This window comes from Enterobacter cloacae complex sp. S1, assembly GCF_014930525.1.
GTDB lineage: Bacteria > Pseudomonadota > Gammaproteobacteria > Enterobacterales > Enterobacteriaceae > Enterobacter > Enterobacter hormaechei_C.
This window is the reverse complement of sequence record NZ_JADBRE010000020.1, coordinates 126,004-138,461: the sequence shown is the minus strand read 5'-3', so window position 1 is coordinate 138,461 and position 12,458 is coordinate 126,004. Positions and strand designations below refer to the sequence as shown.

General features: G+C 57.2%; 11 protein-coding genes. 7 read left to right on the top strand and 4 right to left on the bottom strand.

Annotation, left to right across the window (positions count from 1 at the left end; translation table 11 throughout):
• The first annotated feature begins 53 nt into the window (after window positions 1–53).
• The 5 genes from flhB (at window position 54) to IM290_RS14535 (ending at window position 6,653) form a co-directional block, all read left to right on the top strand.
• Window positions 54–1,202, top strand: coding sequence for a flagellar biosynthesis protein FlhB (flhB, locus tag IM290_RS14555; protein WP_017693236.1), 1,149 nt, complete (start codon window positions 54–56; stop codon window positions 1,200–1,202).
• Entirely contained in the window at window positions 1,195–3,273 is a 2,079-nt protein-coding gene (flhA, locus tag IM290_RS14550) for a flagellar biosynthesis protein FlhA (RefSeq protein ID WP_193041518.1), read from the top strand. The genes flhB and flhA overlap by 8 nt, the downstream gene beginning before the upstream one ends.
• The gene (locus tag IM290_RS14545) at window positions 3,273–3,665 is read left to right on the top strand and encodes a flagellar protein FlhE (protein WP_015570272.1); all 393 of its coding nucleotides are present in this window, start codon (window positions 3,273–3,275) and stop codon (window positions 3,663–3,665) included. Before flhA ends, IM290_RS14545 begins: the two co-directional genes overlap by 1 nt.
• Window positions 3,666–3,925: 260 nt before the next feature.
• Window positions 3,926–5,509 carry an MFS transporter gene (locus IM290_RS14540; RefSeq protein ID WP_193041519.1) on the top strand — a complete coding sequence of 528 codons (1,584 nt, stop codon included), beginning with the start codon at window positions 3,926–3,928 and terminating at the stop codon, window positions 5,507–5,509.
• A gap of 4 nt (window positions 5,510–5,513) precedes the next feature.
• Window positions 5,514–6,653: a glycoside hydrolase family 105 protein gene (locus IM290_RS14535; RefSeq protein WP_033486910.1), complete on the top strand. Its 1,140-nt coding sequence runs from the start codon at window positions 5,514–5,516 to the stop codon at window positions 6,651–6,653.
• A 34-nt stretch (window positions 6,654–6,687) separates the two neighbouring features.
• On the opposite strand, the gene argS is transcribed toward IM290_RS14535, so the two are convergent.
• The gene (gene argS / locus IM290_RS14530; RefSeq protein WP_023294934.1) at window positions 6,688–8,421 is read right to left on the bottom strand and encodes an arginine--tRNA ligase; all 1,734 of its coding nucleotides are present in this window, start codon (window positions 8,419–8,421) and stop codon (window positions 6,688–6,690) included.
• Window positions 8,422–8,659: 238 nt separating this feature from the next.
• Between argS and IM290_RS14525 the strand changes: the two genes are divergently transcribed.
• Window positions 8,660–9,220, top strand: coding sequence for a VOC family protein (locus tag IM290_RS14525; RefSeq protein WP_015570274.1), 561 nt, complete (start codon window positions 8,660–8,662; stop codon window positions 9,218–9,220).
• 78 nt (window positions 9,221–9,298) lie between these two features.
• Entirely contained in the window at window positions 9,299–10,042 is a 744-nt protein-coding gene (gene cutC, locus IM290_RS14520; protein ID WP_032669628.1) for a copper homeostasis protein CutC, read from the top strand.
• A 260-nt stretch (window positions 10,043–10,302) separates the two neighbouring features.
• Here cutC and cmoB read toward each other — a convergent pair whose 3' ends face one another.
• The 3 genes from cmoB to IM290_RS14505 are packed head-to-tail and all read right to left on the bottom strand — an operon-like array spanning window position 10,303 to window position 12,450.
• On the bottom strand, window positions 10,303–11,274 hold the full coding sequence (gene cmoB, locus IM290_RS14515) for a tRNA 5-methoxyuridine(34)/uridine 5-oxyacetic acid(34) synthase CmoB (RefSeq protein ID WP_015570275.1): 972 nt from the start codon (window positions 11,272–11,274) through the stop codon (window positions 10,303–10,305).
• Complete coding sequence (gene cmoA, locus IM290_RS14510) at window positions 11,271–12,014, bottom strand: carboxy-S-adenosyl-L-methionine synthase CmoA (RefSeq protein ID WP_003859735.1); 744 nt, start codon at window positions 12,012–12,014, stop codon at window positions 11,271–11,273. Before cmoA ends, cmoB begins: the two co-directional genes overlap by 4 nt.
• 40 nt (window positions 12,015–12,054) lie before the next feature.
• Complete coding sequence (locus tag IM290_RS14505; protein ID WP_003859737.1) at window positions 12,055–12,450, bottom strand: MAPEG family protein; 396 nt, start codon at window positions 12,448–12,450, stop codon at window positions 12,055–12,057.
• Window positions 12,451–12,458 lie beyond the last annotated feature (8 nt).

Here is a 12,458-nt window from a genome sequence, read left to right as displayed (position 1 = left end):
TTTTCTCTGCGCTGGCATGATACCCGTGAATTAATGGGCTGCGAGCAGGCACAGTGGCAGAAGAGAACGACGACAAAACAGAAGCCCCCACACCCCACCGACTTGAAAAAGCCCGTGAGGATGGGCAGATCCCCCGATCCCGAGAGCTGACATCCCTGCTGATCCTGGTGGTGGGCGTCTGCATAATCTGGTGGGGCGGGGAGATGCTCGCCCGCAGACTGGCGGGAATGCTTTCTGCTGGCTTACGTTTTGATCACAGCATGGTCAATGACCCCAATCTGATCCTCATTCAGATCATCAACCTTGTGAAAAGCGCGATGCTCGCCTTGCTGCCGCTGATCGCGGGCGTGGTCATCGTGGCCCTGGTTTCGCCGGTCATGCTCGGTGGCCTGGTGTTCAGCGGTAAATCGCTGCAACCGAAATTCTCTAAGCTCAATCCGTTCCCCGGCATTGCGAAAATGTTTTCCGCTCAAACCGGGGCTGAGCTTCTTAAAGCGATCCTGAAATCGCTTCTTATGGGCAGTACCGCCGGGTTTTTTCTGTGGCACCACTGGCCGGAGATGATGCGCCTGATCAGCGAGTCCCCGATGACGGCGATGAAGAATGCCCTGAACCTGGTCGGGTTATGCTCGCTGCTGGTGGTACTCAGCATTATTCCGATGGTGGCGTTCGACGTTATCTTCCAGATCTATTCCCATATCAAAAAGCTGCGAATGTCGCGTCAGGACATCCGCGATGAATATAAACAGATGGAAGGCGACCCGCACGTTAAGGGCCGTATCCGTCAGATGCAGCGTGCCGCCGCGCGTCGGCGCATGATGGAAGATGTGCCGAAAGCCGACGTCATCGTCACCAACCCGACCCACTACTCCGTGGCGCTTCAGTACGACGAAAACAAAATGAGCGCGCCGAAAGTGGTGGCGAAAGGGGCCGGGCTGATTGCGCTGCGCATTCGTGAAATCGCCACGGAAAACCGTGTGCCGATCCTTGAAGCACCGCCGCTGGCTCGCGCGCTGTATCGCCACGCGGAAATTGGACAACAGATCCCGGGCCAGCTCTACGCCGCTGTCGCAGAGGTGCTGGCCTGGGTGTGGCAACTGAAACGCTGGCGTTTAGCGGGCGGTCAACGACCTGTAAAACCTGAGAACCTTCCGGTGCCTGAAGCACTGGATTTTTTGAACGAGAAGGACACTGATGGCTAATCTGGTGGCAATGTTGCGCCTGCCCGGCAACCTGAAATCGACGCAATGGCAGATCCTTGCCGGACCGATTCTGATCCTGCTAATTCTGTCGATGATGGTGCTGCCGTTACCGGCATTTATCCTCGATCTGCTTTTCACCTTCAACATTGCGTTGTCCATCATGGTGTTGCTGGTGGCGATGTTCACCCAGCGCACGCTGGAGTTCGCCGCGTTTCCAACGATCCTGCTGTTCACCACGCTGCTGCGCCTGGCGCTGAACGTTGCCTCCACGCGTATTATCCTGATGGAAGGGCACACCGGCGCGGCGGCGGCGGGCAAGGTGGTCGAAGCCTTCGGTCACTTCCTGGTGGGCGGCAACTTCGCCATCGGTATCGTGGTGTTCGTCATTCTGGTGATTATCAACTTCATGGTTATCACTAAAGGGGCGGGGCGTATCGCTGAAGTGGGCGCGCGCTTCGTGCTCGACGGGATGCCGGGCAAGCAGATGGCCATCGACGCCGACCTGAATGCCGGGCTGATCGCGGAAGATGAAGCGAAAAAACGCCGTGCCGAAGTGACCCAGGAGGCAGATTTCTACGGCTCCATGGACGGTGCGAGTAAGTTTGTGCGCGGTGACGCCATCGCGGGCATTCTGATCATGGTGATTAACGTCGTCGGCGGCCTGCTCGTCGGCGTGCTGCAACACGGCATGGACATGGGCCACGCGGCGGAAAGCTATACGCTGCTGACCATTGGTGACGGTCTGGTGGCGCAGATCCCGGCCCTGGTGATCTCCACCGCAGCGGGCGTGATTGTGACTCGCGTCAGTACCGATCAGGACGTGGGCGAGCAGATGGTGGGGCAGCTCTTCAGCAACCCGCGCGTTATGCTGCTCTCCGCGGCGGTGCTGGGCCTGCTCGGTATGGTGCCGGGCATGCCAAACCTGGTATTCCTGCTGTTCACCGCTGCGCTGCTGGGGCTTGCCTGGTGGATGCGTGGCCGGGAAACGCAGCCTAAGGCAGAGCCTGCGCCGGTCAAAATGCCTGAGAACACCCAGGCGGTGGAAGCCACCTGGAACGACGTACAGCTCGAAGATTCGCTGGGGATGGAAGTGGGGTACCGCCTGATCCCGATGGTGGATTTCCAGCAGGATGGTGAGCTGCTTGGCCGTATCCGCAGCATTCGTAAAAAATTCGCCCAGGATATGGGCTTCCTGCCGCCGGTGGTCCACATCCGGGACAATATGGATCTCCCGCCCGCGCGCTACCGCATCCTGATGAAAGGGGTGGAAATCGGCAGCGGTGATGCGTACCCCGGCCGCTGGCTGGCGATTAACCCGGGCACCGCCGCAGGCACGCTGCCGGGTGAGCAGACGACCGACCCGGCCTTTGGTCTGGCGGCAATCTGGATTGAGAGCGCCCTGAAAGAGCAGGCGCAGATTCAGGGTTACACGGTCGTTGAGGCCAGTACCGTGGTGGCGACGCACCTTAACCACCTGATTGGCCAGTTCTCTGCGGAACTGTTTGGACGTCAGGAGGCGCAGCAGCTGCTCGACCGCGTAACGCAGGAGATGCCGAAGCTGACCGAAGATTTGGTGCCGGGCGTGCTGACATTAACCACCCTGCACAAAGTGCTGCAAAATCTGCTCGATGAGAAGGTGCCCATTCGCGATATGCGCACCATCCTTGAGACGCTGGCCGAACATGCGCCGCTGCAAAGCGATCCGCACGAACTGACGGCGGTGGTACGCGTGGCGCTCGGACGCGCCATTACCCAGCAATGGTTCCCGGGAACCGGCGAAGTGCAGGTCATTGGCCTGGACACGCCGCTGGAACGTCTGCTGCTTCAGGCGTTGCAGGGCGGTGGCGGGCTGGAGCCGGGTCTGGCGGACAGATTACTGGCGCAAACCCAGGAGGCGCTGGCGCGTCAGGAGATGCTGGGCGCGCCGCCGGTGCTGCTGGTGAATCACGCGCTGCGTCCGTTGCTGTCGCGCTTCCTGCGCCGGAGCCTGAACCAGTTGGTGGTGCTGTCGAATATGGAGCTATCCGATAACTGCAATATTCGCATGACGGCGACAATAGGAGGGAAATAATGCGTAAGTGGCTGTGGATCTTACTTTTCCCGCTGGCGGCGCAGGCCGCAGGCGAGGGGGCATGGCAGGCCAGCAGTATCGGCTTAACGCTCAACCATCGGGGGGAGTCGATCTCCTCCCGTCCGCTGTCCGCCTCTGAGCCCGTGTCCGGGCAGATGACGCTGGTGGCCTGGAATTACACCCTGACGGGACCCACACCGGCCGGGTTGCAGGTGCGGCTGTGCTCGCTGACCCGCTGCGCGGAAATCGAGGGACAACGTGGCACTACCCAGGCCTTCAACGGGGTGTCTGCTCAGGAGCCTTTACGCTTTATCTGGGAAGTGCCAGGCGGTGGACGTCTCATCCCGGCGCTGAAGGTTCAGCGCAACGAGGTGCTTGTCAACTACCGCTAACTGCCCGCCTTTTCGCCAGTCTCCAGGCATTTCTGAAGGCTGGCTCGCAAAAATGACCTTCCCTTTTGATACAAAAGAAACGCTGTTTTATAAATCAGTGACACGCGTATTGACACTCTTTGCGTTTTTGCCATTCACCACTTTGTGATGGCAGAAACAGAAAGGTATCAACAGGTCGATACTTTTACTGTAGCCGTGTAAAAACTCCCGGACGAGGTTGCTTACAGGGAGTCTCCCAAAACTGATTAGGGTTGACGGCAATGAAAACACGTAAAATTGGACTCGCAAATTATTTTGCTTACGGGTCAGGGGACTTCCTCGGGGCGGGGACTACCGCCCTGACGGCCGCCTGGCTTTTGTATTTTTATACCACCTTCTGTGGACTCACACCGATTGAAGCAACCTTTATCTTCGCGGCCGCAAGGGTGCTGGATGCGGTTGTCAGCCCGTTAATGGGCTTTTTAACCGATAACTTTGGCACCACCTGGCTGGGCAAGCGTTTTGGCCGTCGTAAGTTCTTCATCCTGCTCGGTATTCCCTGCGTTTTCAGCTACTCGCTGATGTGGGTAGGGGACATGAGTTTCTGGTACTACCTGCTGACCTATCTGATCTTTGATATCGTCTACACCATGATCCTGGTGCCGTACGAAACGCTGGTGCCGGAGATGACGGACGATTTCAAACAGAAAACCAAATTCTCCGGGGCGCGAATCTCTATGGCGCAGATGTCCGCCATTCTGGCCTCCTTCCTGCCGGGGATCCTGCTCACGCATTTCGGCAAAGACAACGCGATCTCCTTCTTCTATGCAAGCCTGGTCTTCTCCGTACTCTGCGCGCTGATGCTTACTTTCGTCTGGTTCTTCACCTGGGAGCGTCCGCGGGAAGAGTGGTCTGAAGCGGCTCTGCGTGCCGAGGAAGAGAAGAAAAAGCTGACCCTGGGCCAGAGCCTGAACCGTCTTTTTGTCGAATTAAGTTCGACGCTGCGCATCAAGATTTTCCGCCAACATCTGGGGATGTACCTTGGCGGCTACATCGCCCAGGACGTCTTTAATGCGGTGTTCACCTATTACGTGGTATTTGTGCTGATGCAGGAGGCGTCAATGGCGTCCAACCTGCTGGGCACGATGGCCATTTTCCAGTTCCTCGCCGTGATCGGCATGATCCCGCTGTGCATTCGCTTCGGACCTGCGCCGTCTTACCGCATGGTGGTCGTGCTGTTTGGTCTGGCTTCGCTCTCTTACGCGGTGCTTTATTACGCGGGCCTGAGCGACGTTTACGCTCTGCTGCTGCTGATCTCTGCGGTTGCCGGTCTTGGCCGCGGGGGTATCAACTACGTACCGTGGAATACCTACACCTACATTGCTGACGTGGACGAAGTGATCACCGGTCAGCGTCGCGAAGGGATCTTCGCGGGCATCATGACGCTGACCCGTAAAGCGTCTCAGGCCGGTGCGGTGATGCTGGTGGGGATCGTGATGCAGATGTCGGGCTTTGTCAGCGGGCAAAAAGTGCAACCTGCGGAAGTGAGCCACACCATTCTGATGATCCTGAGCGTTGGCACTATTCTGGTGCTGTTCTGCGGCTTCCTTGTCTCCCTGCGCTTCAAACTCAATTTGCAGACCCACAGCACCCTGCGTGAAGAGACCGCGAAAATGCGCGAGTCCGGCCATGCGATGCCAGAGGCGGTGACCCCGCAGGCCCGCGCCACCGTGGAGATGCTGGCCGGTATGCCGTATGAATCCCTGTGGGGCAACAACAACATCGGTTATCTGAATCGCAATAAGCCGGCGGCCCCTTCGCTGAAGGATCGCTCGGTACTGAATTCGACATACAACAGAGGTTAAGATGATGAAAGTTTGGCCTGTCAAACATAGCCCGTTACTGCGTCAGCCTGAGCGCTTTATCGCCAGGGATGAGCTGCAATCGCTGATTCAAAAGGTGACGCATAACCTGGTCAATATCCACGACAAAACGGGTGAGTTTTTGCTGCGGCTGGACGACGGGCGCGTGATCGACACCAAAGGCTGGGCCGGATGGGAATGGACCCACGGCGTCGGTTTATACGGTATCTGGCAGTATTACTGCCAGACCGGTGACGAAGGGATGCGCGAGATTATCGACAGCTGGTTTGCTGACCGTTTCGCTGAAGGCGCAACCACCAAAAACGTGAATACCATGTCGCCGTTCCTGACGCTGGCGTATCGCTACGAAGAGACCAAAAACCCGGCCTGGCTGCCGTGGCTGGAAAGCTGGGCGGAATGGGCGATGAATGAGATGCCGCGCACCGAACATGGCGGCATGCAGCACATCACCCTGGCGGAAGAGAACCATCAGCAGATGTGGGATGACACGCTGATGATGACGGTGCTGCCGCTGGCGAAAATCGGCAAGCTGCTGAACAAGCCGGAGTACGTCGAGGAGGCGATCTACCAGTTCCTGCTCCACGTACAGAATCTGATGGATCGGGAGACCGGGCTGTGGTTCCACGGCTGGAATTACGACGGCAATCACAACTTTGCCCGGGCTCGCTGGGCGCGCGGCAACAGCTGGCTGACCATCGTGATCCCGGATTTCCTTGAGCTGGTGGATCTGCCGGAAAACAATGCCGTTCGTCGCTATCTGGTTCAGGTACTGAACGCGCAGATCGCCGCACTGGCAAAATGTCAGGACGAGAGCGGATTGTGGCATACGCTGCTGGACGATCCTGATTCTTATCTGGAGGCGTCGGCCACGGCAGGGTTTGCCTACGGCATTCTGAAAGCCGTGCGCAAGCGTTATGTCGGCGCAGAGTACGCAGAGGTGGCGGAGAAAGCGATTCGCGGCATCGTGCAAAACATCTCGCCGGAAGGGGAGCTGCTGCAAACGTCCTTCGGGACGGGGATGGGGAGCGATCTGGCGTTTTACCGCCAGATACCGCTGACCTCGATGCCGTATGGCCAGGCAATGGCGATTCTGTGTCTGACGGAATATTTGCGGAAATATTTCTGATAATAAAAAACCCGGCGCTCGCCGGGTTTCTTTTTTACATACGTTCTACGGTTTCGATACCCAGGGTATCCAGACCGAGCTTCAGTGTCTTCGCCGTCAGCTGCGCCAGCTTCAGGCGGCTGTGACGCACCGCTTCGCTCTCGGCAGAGAGGATAGGGCAGTGTTCGTAGAAGCCAGAGAACAGACCGGCCAGATCGTACAGGTAAGCACACATAACGTGCGGCGTACCGTCACGCGCGACCACGGAGAGCGTCTCTTCGAACTGAAGCAGGCGGGCAGCCAGCTGTGCTTCACGATCTTCGGTAAGGGTCACCGTGGCATTCGCCAGCACGCTTTCGTCGATATTGGCTTTACGGAAGACGGAGAGTACGCGGGTATAAGCGTACTGCATATATGGCGCCGTGTTGCCTTCAAACGCCAGCATGTTGTCCCAGTCGAAGATATAGTCGGTGGTACGGTTCTTGGAGAGATCCGCGTATTTCACCGCGCCGATCCCAACCGCGTTAGCCAGTTTCTCCAGCTCGTCAGCAGGCATATCCGGGTTCTTCTCGGCCACCAGGCGACGCGCGCGTTCCAGCGCTTCATCCAGCAGATCGGAAAGCTTCACGGTGCCGCCCGCACGGGTTTTGAACGGCTTACCGTCTTTACCCAGCATCATGCCGAACATGTGATGTTCCAGCGGCACGGAATCCGGCACATAACCCGCTTTACGCACGATAGTCCACGCCTGCATCAGGTGCTGGTGCTGACGGGAGTCGATGTAATACAGCACGCGATCCGCATGCAGGGTTTCGTAACGGTATTTCGCACAGGCGATGTCGGTGGTGGTGTAGAGATAGCCGCCATCCTTTTTCTGGACGATCACACCCATCGGTTCGCCTTCCTTGTTTTTATACTCATCAAGGAACACCACCGTTGCGCCTTCGCTTTCCACCGCCAGATTTTTAGCTTTCAGGTCCGCCACAATGCCTGGCAGCATCGGGTTATACAGGCTTTCACCCATCACGTCGTCACGGGTCAGGGTCACGTTCAGACGGTTATAGGTGAGCTGATTCTGGGACATGGTAATGTCCACCAGCTTGCGCCACATCTCGAGGAAGTACGGGTCGCCGCCTTGAAGTTTCACCACGTAGCTGCGTGCGCGCTCGGCGAAGGCTTCATCTTCGTCATAGTGCTTTTTGGCTTCACGGTAGAAACCTTCCAGGTCTGCCAGCGCCATTTCGCCTGCGTTTTCCTGCTGCTGCTTTTCCAGATACGCGATCAGCATGCCGAACTGCGTGCCCCAGTCGCCTACGTGGTTAGCGCGGATCACCTTGTGACCAAGGAACTCCAGGGTACGCACCGCCGCGTCACCGATGATGGTGGAGCGCAGGTGACCGACGTGCATCTCTTTCGCCACGTTTGGCGCGGAGTAGTCAACCACCACGGTCTGCGCTTCTGGCTGAGCCACGCCCAGACGGTCAGACTTCAGCGCCGCGTCAACGTGGCTTGCGAGGAATGCAGGCTCAAGGAAAATGTTGATAAAGCCTGGACCGGCGATTTCGGTTTTGCTGGCGATGCCGGTGAGATCCAGATGCGTCAGTACCTGCTCAGCGAGCTGTCGCGGCGGCATGCCCAGTTTTTTAGCCACTGCCATCACGCCATTAGCCTGATAGTCGCCAAACTGTACTTTCGCTGACTGACGAACCTGTGGTTCGCAATCCGCAGGCGCACCTGCGGCAATCAGTGCCTGACTGACTTTTTCTGAGAGAAGAGCCTGAATATTCACCTGGATACCTTACGTTTTTGATGCGGGTAAAAAACACCCACGCCAGTTTAAGAATTTAGGGCGGGAGTATACTGCAAATGCCTTCGGGCGTCAGCCCTGCGGGGGGCGAAGATCGCTCAGAATCCAGGCGAAGCCGGTATGCATAATCATGCAGTCGAAAAAACCGTGATTCTGCGGTTGGTCGACAGAGGGCAACAGAGTAAATTAGCGGCTTTGCGACACGAAACGAGACTGACCTATGGCGAACTGGCATACCATTGACGAACTGCATGATATTTCCGCAGATTTACCGCGCTTCACTCAGGCGTTCACAGAACTTGCCACCCGTCTCGGGCTGGATATCGCGCCGCTTGAGGCGGATCACATCTCTTTGCGCTGCCACCAGAATGCCACCGCCGAACGCTGGCGGCGTGGCTTTGAGCAGTGCGGAGAACTGCTGTCGGAGAATATCATTAACGGTCGCCCGATCTGCCTGTTCAAACTTCACGCGCCGGTAACGGTGGCGCACTGGCAATTCACCGTTGTGGAACTGCCCTGGCCAGGAGAGAAGCGTTATCCGCACGAAGGCTGGGAGCATATCGAAATTGTTCTGCCTGGGGAGCCCGAGACGCTGAACGCCCGTGCGCTGGCGCTGCTTTCCGACGAGGGGTTAAGCCAGCCGGGTATTTTCGTCAAAACCAGCTCGCCAAAAGGGGAGCGCGAACGCTTACCGAACCCTACGCTTGCCGTAACGGACGGCAACGTGACGGTGAAATTCCATCCCTGGACTATCGAGCAGATCGTCGCCAGCGAAGCGTAAGCATTGTGAGCGTCGATCCAGACACCAATCGGGCAACGTGCCACGATGGTACGTTGAGTGAAATTTAAGGAGGATGACATGGCGCTGCTGGAAATTTGTTGTTACAGCGTGGAGTGTGCCGTCACTGCGCAACGGCAGGGGGCCGATCGCATCGAGCTTTGCGCGGCACCTAAAGAAGGGGGATTAACCCCGTCCTTTGGCGTGCTGAAATCAGCCCGTCAGGCCATCACTATTCCGGTGCACCCGATTATTCGCCCGCGCGGCGGTGATTTTTGTTATACGGCGGGTGAGTTCAGTGCCATGCTTGAGGATATCGCCCTCGTCCGTGATTCCGGTTTTCCGGGGCTGGTGATCGGTGTGCTGGACGAAGACGGCAACATCGATCTTCCGCGTATGCGTCAGGTCATGCGCGCCGCCCGGGGGATGGCGGTCACTTTTCATCGTGCGTTCGATATGTGTCAGGATCCGATACAAGCCTTTGATACGCTGGCAGAACTGGGCGTGGCGCGCGTTCTGACGTCGGGCCAGCAGTCCTCGGCTGAAAAAGGACTGAAATTAATTACGGAACTAAAAGCACATTCCGGTGTTCCAATAATCATGGCGGGCGCAGGAGTACGCGCCAGCAATCTGGAACTGTTTTTAAACGCAGGGGTGGAAGAGCTGCACAGCTCGGCGGGTAAATGGATACCTTCACCCATGCGTTATCGCAATACAGGGTTGTCAATGTCGACGGATGCTGAAGCGGATGAGTACTCGCGCTACGGTGTGGATGGAGAGTCGGTTGCGGTAATGAAATCGTTGATTGAACGTCATCACGTGTAGCAACGTACCGATTTTTACCGCGCATCATGTCGCCCAATATGATGCTTGCTTGTACCAGGCCCCTGCAAATTACACAGGGGCCTTTTTTTCTCCTTCATATTTCAAGCCGCAGCCGCGTTGGCCGCCTCGCTCACCCCGGTCACTTACTGATGTAAGCTCCCGGGGATTCGCTGCGTTGCCGCCTTGCTGCAACTTGAACTATTTTGGAGAAAACGTGCGACGCGTAGGCCGGGTAAGGCGCAGCCGCCACCCGGCACAAACTACGGCTTCGTCGCAATCAATACCGCGCGCATCGGGGCCGGATAGCCTTCGATGGTTTTACTGTGATCGTCCGGGTCGAGGAATTGCTCCAGCGATTCGGTGATCATCCAGTCGGTGCGGCGCTGTTCCTCAACTGACGTCACGCACACATCGGCGATGCGTACATCGACAAATCCACATTTCTCCAGCCAGTTCTTCAGCGCCAGCGCGGAAGGGATGAAGTAAACGTTGCGCATCTGCGCATAGCGATCGCCCGGCACCAGAACGGCATGTTCATCGCCTTCGATGACCAGCGTTTCCAGCACCAGTTCGCCGCCGCTGACCAGCTGATCTTTCAACTGCCAGAGATGCTCCAGCGGGGAACGACGGTGGTACAGCACGCCCATCGAGAAAACGGTATCAAACGCTTTCAGGGCAGGGAGTTGCTCGATACCCAGCGGCAGCAGGTGCGCACGCTGGTCGTTACCCAGGAGCTTACGCACCGCTTCAAACTGGCACAGGAACAGCTGCATCGGATCGATACCGACGGCCAGATGCGCGCCTGCGCCGATCATGCGCCACATGTGATAGCCGCTACCGCAGCCCACGTCCAGAATGGTGCGCCCGGTCAGGTCGGATAAATGCGGCAGAACGCGATCCCACTTCCAGTCGGAACGCCACTCGGTGTTGATGTTTACGCCGTACAGCGAGAACGGCCCTTTGCGCCACGGCATCAGGTTACGCATCAGCGTTTCGATGCGGTTGATCTGCCCGGCCGGGAGCGGCTCTTCGCTCTCCGCCGTCACGCTGTGCAGTAAATCCAGACGATGAGGCGTCAGTTCAGGCAGAAACTCCACGGCGTTGGACCACTGCTTCAACAGACCATGCTGCTGATCGCGCTGCCAGGTGGCAATTTGCGCAGGCAGGGTTTCCAGCCAGTGGGAAAGGTGGTTTTTGGCAATCAGCTGATAGAAATTACCGAACTCGATCATGCTGCGTCTCCGGCTTTAAGCGCCACCAGAGAACCAAAGTTAAAGCACTGGAACCACAGTTCGCTGTGTTCAAATCCGGCTTTGCGCAGGCGCGCTTTGTGGGTTTCTACGGAATCCGTCAGCATGACGTTTTCAAGCATGCTGCGCTTCTGGCTGATCTCCAGCTCGCTGTAGCCATTTGCACGCTTGAAATCATGGTGCATGTTGAACAGCAGTTCGCCCACGCTGGCGTCTTCAAAGCTGAATTTCTCAGACAACACCAGCGCGCCGCCCGGGTTCAGGCCCTGATAAATTTTATCCAGCAACCGCTGACGATCGTCCGGCACCAGGAACTGAAGGGTAAAGTTCAGTACCACCATCGAGGCGTTCTGGATGTCGATATCGCGGATATCGCCTTCTACCACCTCCACAGGCGTAGGGGCTTTATACGCGTCAATGTGGCGACGGCAGCGTTCAACCATAGCCGGTGAGTTATCGACAGCCACAATCTTGCAGCCTTCGTGATGAACGTTACGACGAATGGACAGCGTTGCCGCTCCCAGCGAACAGCCCAGGTCATAGACCTGCGTGCCGGGTTGAACAAAACGCTCCGCCAGCATGCCGATCATGGAGATAATATTGGAATAACCGGGAACAGAACGCTGGATCATATCCGGGAAGACTTCGGCTACCCGTTCATCAAAGGTCCAGTCGCCCAGGCTGGCGATAGGCGCGGAAAAAAGCGTGTCGCGATCTGACATAACGTAAAAATCCGGGAAAAATAAAGGGGCATATTGTGCGCTAATGGAAGGAGAAAACCAACTCCCACGGCATATACCAAAGGTTAGCCAGCACCATCAGCAAAAGCGAGCACCAGGTCGCGCTCATGCCGGAACGACGCCAGCGGATCAGGCGGTGGTGAAAACCATAATAATGCATCAAACGCCCTGCTATCAGCAGCAGCCCACAGACGTGCACCATCCAGGTTTCAGCGCCATCCATCTCCATTAACAGCAGTAAAATTAACGCGACGGGAATGTACTCGACCGCGTTGCCGTGGATGCGGATTGCGCTTTGTAGCTCAGAAAAGCCCCCGTCACCGTACGAGACGCGGTACTGCATTCTCAGGCGCACAACATCAAATGAAAACTTAATCAGCAGTAATGCACCTAACACCGCATACAGCGCGCTGACCATACTAACTC